The sequence below is a fragment of the Pseudokineococcus lusitanus genome, assembly GCF_003751265.1.
GTDB lineage: Bacteria > Actinomycetota > Actinomycetes > Actinomycetales > Quadrisphaeraceae > Pseudokineococcus > Pseudokineococcus lusitanus.
In genome coordinates this window covers 24,987-41,060 of record NZ_RJKN01000006.1, presented here as the reverse complement: position 1 = coordinate 41,060, position 16,074 = coordinate 24,987, and the positions used below count along the sequence as shown (strand labels likewise).

The window sequence follows — 16,074 nt, the reverse complement described above, 5'->3', positions numbered from 1 at the left end:
GGCGTCAGAGCGCCAGCCGCACCGTCCGCGCCACGGCGTCGGCGCGGACGAGCGTGGCCGCGTCGCCGCCCACCTGGACGCCCCAGCCACCCCGCGCGTCGCCGTCGGCCTCCACGACGACGGAGTCGCCGTCCCGGAGGACGGTGAAGGTCGTGCCCGCGGTGATCGCGCCGGCCGCGTCGAGGCCCGGGACGACGACCGTCGAGCGGTGGCCCTCGGGCAGCTCGTAGCAGCGCAGGACGACGCCGTCGGCCCAGTCGACGTCGGGCCGGTCGTCGCGGTCCCCGACGGGGAGCACGGTGCCGGGCCGGACGAGCAGGGGCAGGCTCGTCGCCGCGTGCCGCTCGCGGACCCACCGCGGCCCCTCGACCACCTCGTCGGTGAGCAGCGACGTCCACCGGCCGGCGGGCACGTAGTAGGTGACGTCCCCCTCGGCGGACATCACCGGCGCCACGAGCAGCGCGCCGCCGAGCATGTACTGGCGGTCGAGGTGCGCGGCGCCCGGGTCCTCGGGGTGCTCGAGGACCATCGCGCGCGCCACCGGGAGCCCGGCGTCGGTGACCTCGCGGGCGACCCCGGCGAGGTACGGCATGAGCCGCATCTTCAACCGGGTGAAGAGCCGCGTGACCTCGACCGCCTCCTCGTCGAAGGCCCAGGGCACCCGGTACGAGCTGGAGCCGTGGAGCCGGCTGTGGGAGGACAGCAGGCCGAAGGCCACCCAGCGCTTGAAGACCTCCGGGTCCGGGGTGCCCTCGAAGCCGCCGATGTCGTGGCTCCAGTAGCCGAAGCCCGACAGCCCGAGGCTGAGCCCGCCGCGCAGCGACTCCGCCATCGCCTCGAAGGTGGAGAAGCAGTCCCCGCCCCAGTGGACGGGCATCTGCTGGCCGCCGGCCGTGGCCGCCCGGGCGAAGACGACGGCGCCCCCCTCGCCGTGGTGCTCGCGGAGGACGTCGAAGACGAGCCGGTTGTAGGCCTGCGCGTAGTAGTTGTGCATGCGCTGCGGGTCGGAGCCGTCGTGCCACACGACGTCGGTGGGGATGCGCTCGCCGAAGTCGGTCTTGAAGGCGTCGACGCCCATGGCGAGCAGCCGCCGCAGGTGTCCCTGGTACCAGGCGACGGCCGCGGGGTTCGTCACGTCGACGAGGCCCATGCCCGCCTGCCACATGTCCCACTGCCACACGCCGCCGTCGGGACGCCGGACGAGGTAGCCCTCGCGGGCGCCCTCGGCGAAGAGCGGCGAGGCCTGCGCGACGTAGGGGTTGATCCAGACGCAGGTCCGCAGCCCCCGCTCGTGCAGCCGGGCGAGCATGCCCTCCGGGTCGGGGAAGACCTCCGGGTCCCACTCGAAGTCGCACCAGCGGAACTCGCGCATCCAGAAGCAGTCGAAGTGGACGACGGACAGCGGCAGGTCCCGCTCGGCCATGCCGTCGACGAACGACGTCACCGTCGCCTCGTCGTAGTCGGTGGTGAAGGACGTCGACAGCCACAGGCCGTAGGACCAGGCCGGCACCTGCGGGGCGCGGCCCGTGAGCGCGGTGTAGCGCGCGAGGACGTCCTTCGGCGTCGGGCCGTCGACGACGTAGTACTGCAGCGTCTGACCGGGGACGCTGAGCTGGCTGCGGGACACGACCTCCGAGGCGACCTCGAACGAGACGTGCTCGGGGTGGTCGACGAAGACGCCGTACCCGCGGTCGGACAGGTAGAAGGGCACGTTCTTGTACGCCTGCTCGCTCGACGTCCCGCCGTCGGCGTTCCACACGTCGACCACCTGGCCGTTGCGGACGAACGGCGTGAAGCGCTCCCCGAGCCCGTAGAGGTGCTCGTCGACGGACAGGGTGAGCTGCTCGTGGACGAACTCGCCGCCGTCGTCGGTCGTGACGGCGCCGACGGAGCGCTCCCGGCTCGCGGTCAGCAGCCGTCCGCCGGAGCGGAACTCGACCGACCAGCCCGGGCCGCGGCGCACGTGGGCGGACAGCGGGCCGGACTGCAGGACTCCGCCGCCGTCGTCGACCGTGACGGTGCCGCGGTGGTCGGGGTCGGTCCGGAGCTCGAAGGAGGGGCGGCCCGGGACGCGGCCGGCCCAGTGCTCGACGCGCACGCCGACGACGCCCGGCGCCGGCGCGGTGAGCGTCACGGTCAGCGCCGGTCGGTTGAGGGTGTCGCCGCGGCCGCGCACGACGGTCGTGGGGGCGAGGACGACGAGGCTGTCGCCGACGGCGGTGACCGACCGCGCCTCCCGGGCCCGCAGCACGTGGACGCCGGGGCGGTCCTGCCAGTAGCCGTCGGTGAACTTCACGTCTCGCTCCTTGCGTCGATGCGGATCGACGTCGACCCGCGGCGGCGACGGTAGAGGACGCCGACGGGGCGGCGTCAAGGCGTCGACGAGGAGGCCGGCAGACCTTGCCGGGCCCTTGCCGACCCCGACGAGGGCTTGCTAGCGTCCCGACCAGTCGAAGCGTATCGATGGAGATCGTGGACAGGACGGGAGAACCGCAATGGCTCGAGGACGAGTGGCGGACGGCGCGCGGGCGCGTCGACGCGGGGTGGCCGTGGCGTCGGTGGCGCTGCTGACGACGGGCCTGGCGGCCTGCGGCGGCGGGGACGACGCCGGCGGCGACGGGGGCGAGGTGACGAGCCTCGTCGTGCAGGACACGTTCGTGACCGACCCGGGGGCGACCTTCTACGGCGAGCAGCTCGACGCGTGCGGCGAGGAGCTCGGCATCACCGTCGACCGGCAGTCCGTGCCGGGCGACAGCATCATCTCCCGTGTCCTGCAGCAGGCGTCGTCGCAGACGCTGCCGGACGTGCTGAGCATCGACAACCCCGACGTGCAGCAGCTCGCGGCGGCCGGCGCGCTCGCGCCGCTCGACGACCTCGGCGTCTCGGCCGAGGGCTACAGCGAGGGCGTCGTCGCGGCCAACAGCTACGAGGGCTCGCTCTACGGGCTCCAGCCGACGACGAACACCCTGGCCCTCTTCTACGACCCCGCCGCCCTCGAGGCGGCCGGCGTCGAGGTGCCGACGACGTGGGACGAGCTGCGCACCGCCTCGGCCGCCCTCACGGAGGGAAGCCGCTACGGCCTGGCCTTCTCCGCGCCGCCGAGCTACGAGGGCACGTGGCAGTTCCTGCCCTTCATGTGGAGCAACGGCGGCGACGAGGCGGACATCGCGACGCCCGAGGTCGCCGAGGCGCTCCAGCTGTGGACCGACATCGTCGAGGAGGGCTCCGCCTCCGCGTCCGTCGTGTCCTGGGGGCAGGAGGACGTCAACGACCAGTTCATCGCCGGCAACGCGGCGATGATGATCAACGGGCCGTGGCAGTTCCCCGTCCTCGCCGAGAACCCCGACGTCGAGTACGAGGTGGCGCCGCTGCCCGTGCCCGCGGCCGGCGAGGACGTCGTCGCCCCGCTCGGCGGCGCCACGTGGACGGTCCCGGAGACGGGCGACGCCGCCCGCCAGCAGGTGGCCGCCGACCTCGTGTCCTGCCTCAACGAGGACGAGCGGGTCGTCGAGGACGCGCTGACCAACAGCACGGTGCCCACGAAGGCCGCGCTCGGCGACCAGATCGCCGAGGCGGACCCGCGCATGCAGGCCTTCGTCGACGCCGTCCCGACGCTCCGCTCGCGCACCGGTGAGCTGGGCGCGGACTGGACCGACGCGGCGACGGCGATCTACACGGCCGTGCAGACCTCGCTGACCGGCGGCGCGGCGCCCGAGCAGGCGCTCGAGCAGGCCCAGGGGCGCTGACGTGCCGCAGGCGACGGACGAGGCGGCGCCGGGCGGCGCCCGGCCCGCCGTGTCCCGGCCGGGGCAGGGCGGCGGCGCGCACGCGGCGCCGCCCGCCCCGGCGGCCGCACGGCGGTCCCGGTGGCGCGGGCCCCGGGCGCGGGCGCGGCTCGTCGAGCTGGGCTTCCTCGTGCCGGCCGTCGTCTACATGCTGCTGTTCTTCGGCTACCCCGTCGTGCAGAACCTGCTCATGGGGTTCCAGGAGTACACGACCCGCACCTTCATCACGGGCGAGGCGCCGTGGGTGGGGCTCGACAACTACCGCGCGGTCGTCTCGTCCGCGGTCTTCCCGCAGGCCGTGCTCAACACCGTCCTGTTCACCGTCGGGTCGATCGCGGGCCAGTTCGTCCTCGGGCTCGCCATCGCCGTCTTCCTGCGGCGTCGCTTCCCCCTCAACGGGGTGCTGCGCTCGCTGCTGCTCCTGCCGTGGCTCATCCCGCTCATCGCCGCGAGCGCGGTCTGGCGCTGGATCCTCGACCAGGACAACGGCGTGCTCAACCAGGTGCTGGGGGCCCTCGGCGTGCCGGGCAGCCCGGGCTGGCTGACGAGCACGTCGCTCGCGCTCCTGGCCGTCATCGCCGTCAACGTGTGGATCGGCATCCCGTTCAACACGACGATCCTCTACGGCGGTCTGCAGAGCATCCCCGAGGAGCTCTACGAGGCAGGCGCTCTCGACGGCGCTACCCGCTGGCGGGCCTTCCGGCACATCACCTGGCCGCTGCTGCGCCCCGTCGTGACGGTCGTGCTCGTGCTCGGCGTCGTCTACACGCTCAAGGTGCTCGACGTCATCCTCGGCCTCACCCAGGGCGGGCCGGCGAACTCGACGCAGACGCTCGCCACGCAGTCCTACAACCTGTCCTTCCAGCAGTTCGACTTCGGGCAGGGCGCCGCCGTCGGCAACCTCCTCATCGTCGTCTCGCTGGTCTTCGCGGTCGTCTACCTGCGCGCCAACCGCCGCGCCGTGGACGAGTGAGGCAGCCATGTCCCTCAGCGCCACCGTCCCCGTGCCCGACGCCACGCCGGTGCCCCCGCGCGGCGCGGAAGGCCGGCAGGCCCGCCGCCGTCCCCGCCGCGGCTGGGGCTCGACCGTCGCGGGCGTCGTCGTCCTCGGCGTCCTGCTCTTCCCGCTCTACTGGATGGTCAACGTCTCGCTGCAGTCCGCGGGCTCGGCCGTCGGCACCGCCTGGTTCCCGCTGGAGCCGAGCCTGGAGGGCTACGCCACGGCCTTCGCGCAGCAGCGGGACAACCTCGTCACGAGCCTCGTCGTCTCGCTCGGCAGCGTCGTCGTCAGCCTGGCCATCGCGGCGCCGGCCGCGTACGCCCTCGCGCAGTTCAGGATCCGCGGCGCCGGCGTCGTGCTCTTCGGCATCCTCATCAGCCAGATGGTGCCGGGCATCATCGTGGCCAACGCGCTCTACAGCGCCTACAACGACCTCGGCCTGCTCAACTCCGTCGTGGGCCTCGTGGTCGCCAACGCGAGCGCCGGCATCCCCTTCGCCATCCTCGTCATGCGGGCGTTCATGCAGGGGCTCGAGCCCTCGCTCGTCGAGGCGGCCAAGGTGGACGGCGCCGGGCCGGTGCGCGCCTTCGTCTCCGTCGTCCTCCCGGTGAGCCGCAACGCCCTGATCACGGCGGGGCTCTTCACCTTCCTCTTCGCGTGGGGCGACTTCCTCTTCGCCCTCACCCTCACGACGACGCCCGAGGTGCGGCCGGTGACGCTCGGGCTGTACCAGTACATCGGCACCTACGTCAGCGATTGGAGCACCGTCATGGCCACCGCCGTCATGGCCTCCCTGCCCGCCGTCGTCCTGCTGCTGGTCGCCCAGCGGTACGTCGCGGCCGGCGTCACGGGGGGTGCGGTCAAGTGAGCACCTCCGCAGGAGAGCCGTTGCGCGTCACCGTCTGGGGCGAGAACCGGCACGAGCAGCGCGAGCCCGAGGTGGCCGCGCGCTACCCCGAGGGCATGCACGGCGCCGTCGCGGCGGCGGTCCGCGAGCACCTCGGCGAGGGGGCCGTCGTCCGGACGGCGACCCTCGACGACCCGGAGCACGGGCTCACCGAGGAGGTGCTCGCCGGCACCGACGTCCTCACGTGGTGGGGGCACGCCGCGCACGAGGAGGTCGCCGACGCAGTCGTCGACCGGGTGCAGCGGCACGTCCTCGCCGGGATGGGCCTCGTCGTCCTCCACTCCGGCCACCTCTCCAAGGTCTTCCAGCGGCTCATGGGGACGACGTGCACCCTGCGCTGGCGCAGCGGCGCCGACCGCGAGCTCGTCTGGGCCGTCGACCCGACCCACCCGGTCATGCGGGGGGTGCCCCAGCCGCTCGTCATCGACGCGCAGGAGATGTACGGCGAGCCCTTCGACATCCCGGCGCCGGACGAGCTGGTCGCCATCTCGTCCTTCTCCGGCGGAGAGGTCTTCCGCTCCGCCTGCACCTTCCGGCGCGGCCGCGGGACGATCTTCTTCTTCTCGCCCGGCGACCAGGACTTCCCCGTCTACCACCACGCCGGCGTGCGGCGGGTGGTCGCGAACGCCGTCGGGTACGTCGCGCCGACGGTGGCCCGCGAGGTGCCGCGGCTCGTGGCCGTGCAGGTCGACGACGCGGCCGACGCCGTCGAGCAGCCCGCGTGAGCGGACGGCTGCCGCTGCTCCTCGTCGGTGCGGGGGCGATGGGACGGACGTGGGCCGCCGCGCTCGAGGGGTCCGCCGCCGCCGAGCTCGTGGGCGTCGTCGACCTCGACGTCGACGCCGCACGCCGGGCCGCCGCCGACCTCGGCCGGCCGGACCTGCCGGTCGGGGCCGACCTCCTCGAGGTGGCCGGGCGGACGGGGGCGGCCGGCGTCGTCGACGTCACCGTGCCCGCCGCGCACCACGTCGTCACGCAGACGGCGCTGCGCGCAGGACTGCCGGTCCTGGGGGAGAAGCCGGTGGCGGCCACGCTGCCGCAGGCGCTCTCGCTCGCGGCGACCGCCGACGTCACCGGACGGCTGTTCATGGTCAGCCAGTCGCGCCGGTGGCTGCCCGAGGTGGACGCGCTGCGCGCGGCGGTCGGCCGGCTGGGCGCGCTCGGCACCGCGACCGTCCACTTCGCCAAGGCGCCGCACTTCGGCGGCTTCCGCGAGGAGATGGCGCACCCGCTGCTCGTCGACATGGCCATCCACGCGCTGGACTGCGCGCGCTTCGTCCTCGACGCCGAGCCCGTGACGGTGTGGTGCACGTCGGGCAACCCGCCGTGGAGCTGGTACGCCGGCGACGCCGAGGCGACCGTCGTCGTCGGGACGGACCGCGGCGCACGGCTCGTCTACACGGGCTCGTGGTGCGCGCCCGGCGCCGAGACGTCCTGGAACGGCGCCTGGCGGGTCAGCGGCGAGCACGGCACCGCGCTGTGGGACGGCGACGCCGCACCGGTCCTGGCGCTGGGCGACGCCGAGCCCGAGGTGGTCGACGTCGTCGACGGGCCGCGCGAGGTGCGGGGCGCGCTCGCCGCCTTCTGCGACGCCCTGCGGACGGGCGCCCGCCCGTGGGGCGAGGTGCACGCCAACGTCCTCAGCCTCGCGACGGTCGAGGCCGCGGTGGCGTCGGCCGCGACGGGGCAGCGGGTCGACGTCGACGAGCTGCTGGCCCGGGCGCACGCGACCGCCGTCGCGGACGAGCGGCACGACGACGTCCGCGCGGCGCTCGCCGGGTGGTCGTCGGTGCGGGCGGCCCTCGCCGGGTGAGGTGGGGGCGTCGAGGTGACGGTCCGCCGCCACCTCGACGCACCGACCTCCCGCTCAGCGCGCGCGGACGTCCTCGGCCAGCTGGGTGCCGACGACGGACAGCAGCCGCAGCCTCTCGTCGTCGGGCGTGCCGGGGGTGGCCGTGAAGACCAGCAGGGACTGGCCGAGGTCCTCGGTGTGGAGGACCTGGCAGTCGACCTCGATCTCGCCGAGCTCGCGGTGCCGCAGCACCTTCCGCTGGTCCCGCACGCCGCCCACCTCGTGCCGCGCCCACAGCCCCGCGAACTCCGGGCTCGCGCCGAGCAGGTCCTCGACGAGCCGGCGGCGGTGCGGGGCGTCGTCGCGGCCGATCGCCGCCCGCAGGTCGGCCGTCCACAGGCGGCTCATCTCGGCGTGCCGGTCCTCCGGGTAGAGGTCCCGCTCGGCCGGCCCGCCGGTGAACCAGCGCCACAACCCGTAACGGTCCCGCCCGGTGAAGCGGGTCTGCTCGCCGAGCAGCGCGCGGGCGCCGTCGTTCTGGACGAGCGTCTCCTTGAGGTCGCTGACGACCTGGGCGGGGGTGTCGTCGAGCCGGTCGAGGACGCGCAGCAGCGCCGGGTGCACGTGCTCGGTGCCGGTGTGGCGCTCCGGCGCCGGGTGGCCGGCGAGCCGGAAGAGGTGGTCGCGCTCGTCGAGCGTGAGACGCAGGGCCCGGGCGACGGCGGTGAGCACCTGCGGCGACGGCTGCGGGCCGCGCTGCTGCTCGAGCCGTGCCCAGTAGTCGGCGGAGATGCCGGCCAGCCCGGCGACGTCCTCGCGCCGCAGGCCCGGGGCGCGGCGGCGGGCCGGGACGGACAGGCCGACGTCGCGCGGCTGCAGCGCCTCCCGGCGGCGGCGGAGGAAGTCGGCCATCTCGTCACGACGCACGGCGCCAGCATCGCCCGGGCCGCGACCCGCGGCCAGGGCCCAGCCAGGGACCGCCGGTCCCTGGACGAGCGCTCCCTTCCGCGGCCGCGGCGGGGCGCGCAGGCTCGACGTCGTCCGGCCGCCGCGGCAGCGCGGCGGCCACCGAGCCGGCCCGGACGGGCCGAGGAGAGGGGAGCGCCGTGAGCGCCACCACCGGCAGCACCACCGACGCGGGCCGCGTCGTCGTCATCACCGGCGCGGGCCGCGGGCTCGGCCGCAGCGCCGCCGAGCACCTGCTGCGCCGCGGGGCCCGCGTCGTCGGGACCTACCGCAGCGACGAGGCCTCGGCCCGCTCCCTCGTCGAGGCGTACGGCGAGGACCGGGTCGCCGTCCTGCCGCTCGACGTCACGCGCACCGAGGACTACCCCGCCTTCGTCGAGGCCGTCCGCGGCGTCGTCGGCGCGTGGGGCCGCGACCGGGTCGACGCCCTCGTCAACAACGCCGGCACCGGGCTGCACGAGGCCTTCGCCGACACGACCGTCGAGCAGTTCGACGCCATGGTCGCCGTCCACCTGCGGCCGCCGTACTTCCTCACGCAGGCCTTCCTCCCGCTCCTCGCCGACGGCGGGCGGGTCCTCAACGTCTCCAGCGGGCTGGCGCGTTTCACGTTCCCCGGGTCGTCGGCCTACGCGATCATGAAGGCGGGCGTCGAGGCGCTCTCGCGCTACCAGGCCGTCGAGCTCGGCGGGCGCGGCATCCGCGTCAACACCGTCGTGCCGGGCGCCATCGCCACCGACTTCTCCGGCGGGATGGTGCGCGACAACCCCGACGTGCAGGACCAGGTGGCGCAGACCATCGCGCTCGGGCGGGTCGGGGTGGCCGACGACATCGGCGCGGCCGTCGCGCTGCTCCTCGAGGACGGCTTCGGCTGGGCCAACGGCACGCGGATCGAGCTCAGCGGGGGGCAGGTGCTCTGAGGCGGCCGCCGGCCGACCTGCACAACGTCATGGTTCGAGGCGTCGCCGCAGGTGAGGGGCCTGCGCCTCGTGCCGGCCGCTGGTTGTGCAGGTCGGTCGGCGCCGGGCGACAGGACTTGGTCGGCGTCACGCCGCGTCATCGCAGGTCGGCGGACCGGGCCCGTCGGCGGGGGCGACCATCTCCTGCCGCCCGGCGGCTCAGCGCCGCGGCGCCTCCGGCCCCGGCACCGCGAGCGGGTCGAACCCGTAGGGCAGCTCGAGGCCGTGGGCGCGCAGGAGGGCGTCGTCGGCGAGGAGCTCGCGGGTCGGGCCGTCGGCGACGACGCGGCCCGCGTCCATGAGCACCGACCGCTCGCAGAGCTGCAGCGCGTAGGGCAGGTCGTGCGTGATGACGAGCAGCGTGACGGGCAGCGCCGCGAGGACGTCGGCGAGCTCGCGGCGGCCCGCCGGATCGAGGTCGCCGGTCGGCTCGTCGAGCACCAGCACGTCGGGCTCCATGGCCAGCGTCGTCGCCAGGGCGGCGCGGCGGCGCTGGCCGAGCGAGAGGTGGTGCGGCGCACGGTCCGCGAGGTCGCGGAGCCCGACGACGTCGAGCGTCCGGTCCACCCGCGCCCGGAGCGCGTCGCCCGAGAGGCCGAGGTTGGCGGGGCCGAAGGCGACGTCGTCGCGGACGGTCGGCATGAAGAGCTGGTCGTCGGTGTCCTGGAAGACGATGCCGACGCGACGGCGCACCTCGGCGAGGGTCGCGCGGGTCAGCGCCACGCCGCCGACGACGACCCGACCGGCCCCGGTGCCGCCCGCCGGTGCGCCGGCGACACCGACGAGGTGCAGCGCCAGCGTCGTCTTGCCGGCGCCGTTGCGGCCGAGCAGCGCCACGCGCTCGCCCGCCCGGACCTCGAGGTCGACGCCGAAGAGCGCCTGCCGGCCGTCGGGGTAGGCGAAGGCGAGCTGCTCGACCTGCAGGACCGGCTCGCTCACGCGGCGGCCCGCGCGACGACGGCGACCGCCACGGCCGCCGCGGGGACGACGAGGGCGAGCGCCCACTGCCGCGCCGTCGCGGGCGCCGAGGCGAGTGCCGGTGTCGTGCCCGTCCAGCCGCGGACGACCATCGAGCGCTGCACGCGCTCCCCGCGCTCGTAGCCGCGGACGAAGAGGGCGCCGGCCCCGGCGGCGACGGCGGCGAGCTGCCGCAGGCGCCCGTCCTCGCCGCCGCGCACGGCCCGCGCCACCTGCAGGCGGCGCACCTCCTCGGCGAGGACGGCGGCGTAGCGGACGGCGAAGGTCAGCACCGCGACCATCGGGCGGGGCACCCGCAGCCGGTCGAGCCCGGCGAGGAGGTCGCGCGCCGACGTCGTCCCGGCGAGGACGACCGCCGCGAGGACGCCGAGCGTCGCCTTGACGAGGAGCGTCGCCCCGCCGACGAGCCCGTCGCGCGCGAGCTCGAGCCCCAGCACGTCGACGCGGGGACCCGTGGCGACGAGCGGCAGCAGCAGGCAGAAGACGACGACGGGCATCTCGACGACCATCCGGCGCGCGACGAGCCCCACCGGCAGCCGGGACGCCGCGACGACGCCGAGGACGAGCAGCGCGCAGACGGCGAGCGCGGCCCAGGCGCCGGCCGGGACCGCGACGACCCCGGCCGCGAGCGCCGTCAGCGCGACGACCTTGGTGTGCGCCGGGAGCCGGTGGACCGGGGAGGCGACGAGGACGTGCAGCCCGTCGCGGCGGGGACCGCGGGACGCGGGCAGGAGCACGGGAGCGCCCGGCGCGAGCGGCGGCGTCCCCGAGGACCGGCCGGCCGAGGCGGCGCCCGCCACCCGGGCCCGGCGGGCGGGGCGGCCGGGGGCGCGCGGCGCGCCGGTGACCCGCACGCCGGTCAGGCCCCCACGCGGCGGCGGCCCACGGCCCGCACGGCCCCGGCGGCGAGCAGCGCGGTGACGGCCACCCCGACGAGCCCGGCGACCGTCACCGCGACGGGGGAGCCGACGCCGGCGACGGCGTAGTCGGCGAGCGGGGAGGCGGCGACGGCGGAGTCGCGGGCGGCGTCGCCGAAGCCGACGACCCCGGCGACGTGCTCGAGGCCGTCCGGGTGCCCGCTCGCGAGCAGGCTCACCCCGCCGGCGACGACGGCGCACGCGGCCAGCGCCACGGCGAGGGGGCGCCGCATACCGGCGCGGGCCGGGGCGGCGGGCTCGTCGACGGTCGCCGGGACCGTCGTCCGGCGTCCGTCGGCGTCCACGACGACCAGGTCGCGCCGGGTGCCCCGCAGCGAGCGGACGAGGTCCGGCCGGCTCGCGACGACGGCGGACACGACGGCGCCGGTGATGAGGGCCTCGCCCACCCCGATCAGCACGTGCCAGCCGAGCATCGCCGTGGCGAGCGTCCCGAGGTCGACGGGGACGGCGCCCCCGACGGCGTAGAGGCCGACGAAGACGAGCGCCGCGGCGGGCACGGACACGAGCCCGCCGAGCGCGGCGGCGACGGCCACGGAGCCCGGCCGCCGGGGCAGCACCCGCAGGGCGCCACGGGTGACGACGTGCCCCACGAGCACCGTGACGACCGCGATGAGCAGGACGTTGGTGCCCAGCGCCGTCAGCCCGCCGTCGGCGAAGAGCAGGGCTTGGACGACGAGGACGACCGTGAGGCACACCATCGCCGTCGCGGGGCCGACGAGCGCGGCCGCCAGCGCCCCGCCCATGAGGTGGCCGCTCGTGCCGGCGCCGACGGGGAAGTTGACCATCTGCACGGCGAAGACGAACGCGGAGACGAGCCCCGGCACGGCGGGCCCGACGACGTCGAGCTCGGTGCGGGAGCGGCGGAGCGCCGTCGCCACGGCCGCGGCGCTGACGCCGGCGGTCGCGACGGAGGTGCTGAGGTCGAGGAAGCCGTCGGGGACGTGCACCTCCGGATCATGCGCCCGCGGGCGGCGTCGGGGAGAGCGACGGGGAGGTGAACATCGCGGAAGTTCCCGCCCGCGCCGATGTTCACGCGCCCGACGCCCGCAGGGCACGCTCCGGCCACCTGGCCCGGAGCAGGCTGGCCGGGCCACCCGCGCACGACGCCCCCGACGCCGCCGGCCGGGGTGGCGGCACCACCGGCCCGACGTCGCCGGGCCGGCCCTCGCGCACCAGGCAGCAGCAGGGAGCACCCCCGTGTCCGGTCACCACCACGCGCACCCCCACCCGCACGACCACGAGCACCCCCACGACCACGCGCACCCGCACACCCACGGCGCGACGGAGGTCGGCACCGACGGCGTCCTCGGCGAGGCCGTCGACCTCTCCGTCCCCGACGAGGGCCTCAGCCCGGCCGCCCTGTCCCGGCGCGGCGTCCTGCGCGGCGCCGGCCTGCTCGGCGCGGGCCTCGGCCTCGCCGGGGCGGCCGCGTCGCCGGCCGCCGCCGTGACGCGGCCCGGCGGCGACCGCCGCGGCCAGCAGTACTCGTGGCTCGCGGGCGACCACCACATCCACACGCAGTACAGCCCCGACGCCATGTACCGCGTCAGCGACCAGGTGCACGCGGCCGGCCGCTACGGGCTCGACTGGATGGTCATCACCGACCACGGCGGGGCCACGCACGCCCGCATCGGCGTCGAGAAGACCAACCCGGACGTCCGCGAGGCGCGCCGCGAGAACCCGGACATGCTCGTGTTCCAGGGGCTCGAGTGGAACATCCCCGCCGCGGAGCACGGCACGGTCTTCGTCGCGCCGGGGCCGAACGAGGTGGCCGTCCTCCAGCAGTTCGAGCAGGGCTACGACGGCAGCGTGCGCGGGGCGAGCAGCAGCTCACCGGCCAACGAGGCGCTCGCCGTCGCCGGCCTGACCTTCCTCTCCGAGCAGGTCTCGTCGGGGCGGACCCCCGACGCGCTCATGCTCGCCAACCACCCCGCCCGCAACGGCGTCGACTCCCCGCACGAGATCCGGGGCTGGCGCGACGCCCCGGGCCGCATCGCCATCGGCATGGAGGGCGCACCCGGCCACCAGGCGGCCGGCATCAGCACCGACGCCCTCGGCCCGGGCGACGCCCGCGGGTACTACGGCAACGCCCCGGGGGCGAATAGCTTCCCCGGCTACCCGCTCGAGAGCTACCGCACCTGGGGCGGCTTCGACTGGATGACGTCGACGGTCGGCGGCCTCTGGGACAGCCTCCTCGCCGAGGGCCTGCCCTGGTGGGTCACCGCGAACTCCGACAGCCACTCCATCTACGGCGACTGGTCGGTCAACCCGGTCGGCAACGACCGCTCCGCCGTCGGGCCCGACGGGCGCGTCTTCGACGTCGACGGCCTCTACAGCGACCCCGTGTACGGCGGCGGCGTCCAGACCGACCGCGGCGACTTCTGGCCCGGCTACTACAGCCGCACCCACGTCGGCGTCACGCGGGGCGGGTACCGCCCGCTCATGGCGGCCCTGCGCGCCGGGCGCGTCTGGGTCGACCACGGCGGGCTCGTCGACGCCGTCGACGTGCGCGTGCGCTCCGTCCGGACGCCGGCGCGGGAGTCGACGCTCGGCGGCTCGCTGCGCGTGCGGCAGGGCGACGACGTCGAGGTGGAGGTCACCGTGACGCTCGCCTCGCGGGCGAACTACGCGACCTTCCGCCCGGAGCTCGCGCGGCTCGACGTCATCGTGGGACAGGTGACGGGCGGCGTCGCCGACCGCGACACCTTCACGACGCCGGGCACGCGCGTCGTCGAGTCCTTCGACACGACGGGCGTCCGGGCGCGCGGCGGGACGGCGACGTTCCGGTACGTGGTCGACGCCGTGGAGGGCCCCTTCTACGTGCGGCTGCGCGGCACCGACGGCAAGCGCTCGCAGGTCGGCCTCTACGGCGCGGCCGTGGACGCCGAGGGCCCGGCGCTCGACGTCGTCGGCGACGCCGACCCGTGGGAGGACCTGTGGATGTACACGAACCCGGTGTTCGTCGTGCCCGAGGCCCGCGGCCGCGGGTGAGCACCGACCTCACGGCCCGGCCCGGGCCCGTCCCCGCGGGGGCGGGCCCGGGCCGCGTGCTCGGCCTCTCGACGCCGCACCTGCGGACGACGGCGGACGCCGACGCGACCGCCGCCCGGCTCGCCGCCGTGCCCGGGGTCCCCGCCGGCACGCTCGTGGCCACGACCTGGGTCGTCGGGCCGCCGCGGCACCTGGCGCTGGTGGTCCTGGCGCCGTCCGGCACCTCGCTGCCGGACGCGCTCGTGGCCGACCTCCTCGCGGCGGCGGGGGCGACGGGCCCGGACGACGCCGTCGCCGCCCGGGCGGCCGGGGGCGACGCCGACCGCGTCGTCGTCCTGCCGGGCGCCGAGCACCTCGTCGGCGTCCTCGACGTCGGAGAGCTGCTGCGCCGCAGCGCCCTCGACGTGGTCGTCGGTCTCGGCGGCCTCGTCGTCCCGGACGACGCCGTCGTCGACACCCGCGGCCACGTGCGTCCCCGCCTCGCCGGCGGGCAGCTGGTGCTCGACGTCCAGCCCGCCCGCGACGGCCGCTGGGTGCCCTTCGAGTCCCCGGTGCACCGCGCCTGCTGCAGCGCGCACTGACCTCACGGGGCGTCCCGCCCCCCCTCGACCGCTCCTCCTCAGGACCCGCGCGGCCGCAGGCCCCGATGTGTGACCACATCGGGGCCTGCGTGCGTCCTCGCCCCCCGGCGAGGTCGCACGTCGGGGACGTGGGGCGGGCGAAGCGGGACGGAGCGGGCGCCGGGGAGGACCGGCGGGACACGCGGCGGACGCAATCTCGTCGACCCCCTGTTGCCGGGCAGACAACTGGTCTAGCGTCACGCCCCGAGCGGCACGCGTCACGTCCGCTCATCCAGGGTGCACGACCGCTCAGGCGGCCGCGCCGGACGAGAGGACCACCGTGCCGCCGACCGCCGAGACCACCGACGGGCCCCCCGCCGCCGGCACCACCGCCGTCCCCCACGGCTTCGTGCCGGCCTTCGAGCACGAGGTCGTCAGCCGGCTGCAGAAAATCTCGCGACTGGCCTCGGACGGCGGCCTCGACGAGGCCGTCCGTCTCGTCGCCGACTGCATCGCCTCCGGCGGTGTCGTCCACGCCTTCGGCACCGGCCACTCCGAGGCCTTCGCCATGGAGGTCGCCGGCCGGGCCGGCGGCCTCATCCCCACCAACCGCGTCGCCCTGCGCGACGCGGTGCTGCTCGGCGACCACGCCATCGAGGAGCTCTACGGCACACCGCCGCTCGAGCGGGACCCGGCCATCGCCGACGACGTCTTCGCCACCGTGCCGCGGCGCGACGGCGACGTCTTCGTCATCGCCTCCAACAGCGGCGTCAACGGCTCGATCGTCGGCGTGGCCCTGCTCGCCAAGGAGCACGGCCACCCGGTCATCGCGGTGACGAGCCTCGAGCACACCGCCCGCGTCCAGCCCAAGCACCCGAGCGGCAAGCGCCTCTCGGAGGTCGCGGACGTCGTCGTCGACAACCTCGCCCCCTACGGCGACGCCACGACGTCGGTCGAGGGCGGGCCGGACGTCGGCGCCGTCTCCTCGCTCACGAGCGCGTACGTCGCGCAGCTCATCACCCTCGGCGTCACCGCCCTGCTCGCCGAGCGCGGCCAGGAGGCGCCCCTGTACCTCTCCGCCAACATCCCCGGCGGCGACGAGCACAACCGCGTCCTCGAGGCCCGCTACGAGGGCCGGATCCGCCGCGGCGCCTGAGCGCCGCCGCACCGCACGACCCGCGGCTCCCGCCGCCCGCCAGAC

At 76.0% G+C, this 16,074-nt stretch carries 14 protein-coding genes; 9 read left to right on the top strand and 5 right to left on the bottom strand.

The window, feature by feature from the left end; translation table 11 throughout:
- Positions 1-4: 4 nt before the first annotated feature.
- Positions 5-2,296, bottom strand: a complete 2,292-nt coding sequence (gene yicI / locus EDC03_RS11760; RefSeq protein WP_123380451.1) for an alpha-xylosidase — start codon at positions 2,294-2,296, stop codon at positions 5-7.
- Between the two features lie 199 nt (positions 2,297-2,495).
- On the opposite strand from yicI, the gene EDC03_RS11755 reads away from it, so the two are divergent.
- The 5 genes from EDC03_RS11755 to EDC03_RS11735 are packed head-to-tail and all read left to right on the top strand — an operon-like array spanning position 2,496 to position 7,505.
- Positions 2,496-3,746, top strand: coding sequence for a sugar ABC transporter substrate-binding protein (locus EDC03_RS11755; RefSeq protein ID WP_199720198.1), 1,251 nt, complete (start codon positions 2,496-2,498; stop codon positions 3,744-3,746).
- Positions 3,747-3,795: 49 nt separating this feature from the next.
- The gene (locus tag EDC03_RS11750) at positions 3,796-4,758 is read left to right on the top strand and encodes a carbohydrate ABC transporter permease (RefSeq protein ID WP_422393824.1); all 963 of its coding nucleotides are present in this window, start codon (positions 3,796-3,798) and stop codon (positions 4,756-4,758) included.
- 7 nt (positions 4,759-4,765) lie between these two features.
- Complete coding sequence (locus EDC03_RS11745) at positions 4,766-5,653, top strand: carbohydrate ABC transporter permease (RefSeq protein WP_123380449.1); 888 nt, start codon at positions 4,766-4,768, stop codon at positions 5,651-5,653.
- Positions 5,650-6,417, top strand: coding sequence for a ThuA domain-containing protein (locus tag EDC03_RS11740; RefSeq protein WP_123380448.1), 768 nt, complete (start codon positions 5,650-5,652; stop codon positions 6,415-6,417). The genes EDC03_RS11745 and EDC03_RS11740 overlap by 4 nt, the downstream gene beginning before the upstream one ends.
- Positions 6,414-7,505, top strand: coding sequence for a Gfo/Idh/MocA family protein (locus EDC03_RS11735; RefSeq protein ID WP_241967160.1), 1,092 nt, complete (start codon positions 6,414-6,416; stop codon positions 7,503-7,505). Before EDC03_RS11740 ends, EDC03_RS11735 begins: the two co-directional genes overlap by 4 nt.
- A gap of 54 nt (positions 7,506-7,559) precedes the next feature.
- Here the strand turns inward: EDC03_RS11735 and EDC03_RS11730 are convergent, their stop codons facing one another.
- Positions 7,560-8,411: a helix-turn-helix transcriptional regulator gene (locus EDC03_RS11730; protein ID WP_123380447.1), complete on the bottom strand. Its 852-nt coding sequence runs from the start codon at positions 8,409-8,411 to the stop codon at positions 7,560-7,562.
- A 179-nt stretch (positions 8,412-8,590) separates the two neighbouring features.
- Here EDC03_RS11730 and EDC03_RS11725 point away from each other — a divergent pair, with 179 nt between their 5' ends.
- Positions 8,591-9,367, top strand: coding sequence for an SDR family NAD(P)-dependent oxidoreductase (locus EDC03_RS11725; protein ID WP_123380446.1), 777 nt, complete (start codon positions 8,591-8,593; stop codon positions 9,365-9,367).
- A 198-nt stretch (positions 9,368-9,565) separates the two neighbouring features.
- Here EDC03_RS11725 and EDC03_RS11720 read toward each other — a convergent pair whose 3' ends face one another.
- Genes EDC03_RS11720 through EDC03_RS11710 form a run of 3 tightly spaced genes read right to left on the bottom strand, consistent with a single transcriptional unit; the run spans position 9,566 to position 12,269 of the window.
- The gene (locus EDC03_RS11720; protein WP_123380445.1) at positions 9,566-10,345 is read right to left on the bottom strand and encodes an energy-coupling factor ABC transporter ATP-binding protein; all 780 of its coding nucleotides are present in this window, start codon (positions 10,343-10,345) and stop codon (positions 9,566-9,568) included.
- A complete protein-coding gene (cbiQ, locus tag EDC03_RS11715; RefSeq protein ID WP_199720197.1) occupies positions 10,342-11,238 on the bottom strand; it encodes a cobalt ECF transporter T component CbiQ in 897 nt (298 codons plus the stop codon). Before cbiQ ends, EDC03_RS11720 begins: the two co-directional genes overlap by 4 nt.
- A 5-nt stretch (positions 11,239-11,243) precedes the next feature.
- Complete coding sequence (locus EDC03_RS11710) at positions 11,244-12,269, bottom strand: energy-coupling factor ABC transporter permease (protein ID WP_123380444.1); 1,026 nt, start codon at positions 12,267-12,269, stop codon at positions 11,244-11,246.
- A 250-nt stretch (positions 12,270-12,519) separates the two neighbouring features.
- Here EDC03_RS11710 and EDC03_RS11705 point away from each other — a divergent pair, with 250 nt between their 5' ends.
- The 3 genes from EDC03_RS11705 to EDC03_RS11695 all read left to right on the top strand — a co-directional run bounded on the left by EDC03_RS11705 (position 12,520) and on the right by EDC03_RS11695 (position 16,029).
- Complete coding sequence (locus EDC03_RS11705; RefSeq protein WP_123380443.1) at positions 12,520-14,313, top strand: PHP domain-containing protein; 1,794 nt, start codon at positions 12,520-12,522, stop codon at positions 14,311-14,313.
- Positions 14,310-14,894 (top strand): hypothetical protein, encoded by a 585-nt coding sequence (locus tag EDC03_RS11700; protein WP_123380442.1) that lies wholly within the window; start codon positions 14,310-14,312, stop codon positions 14,892-14,894. The genes EDC03_RS11705 and EDC03_RS11700 overlap by 4 nt, the downstream gene beginning before the upstream one ends.
- A 319-nt stretch (positions 14,895-15,213) precedes the next feature.
- The gene (locus EDC03_RS11695) at positions 15,214-16,029 is read left to right on the top strand and encodes a sugar isomerase domain-containing protein (RefSeq protein WP_199720196.1); all 816 of its coding nucleotides are present in this window, start codon (positions 15,214-15,216) and stop codon (positions 16,027-16,029) included.
- Positions 16,030-16,074 lie beyond the last annotated feature (45 nt).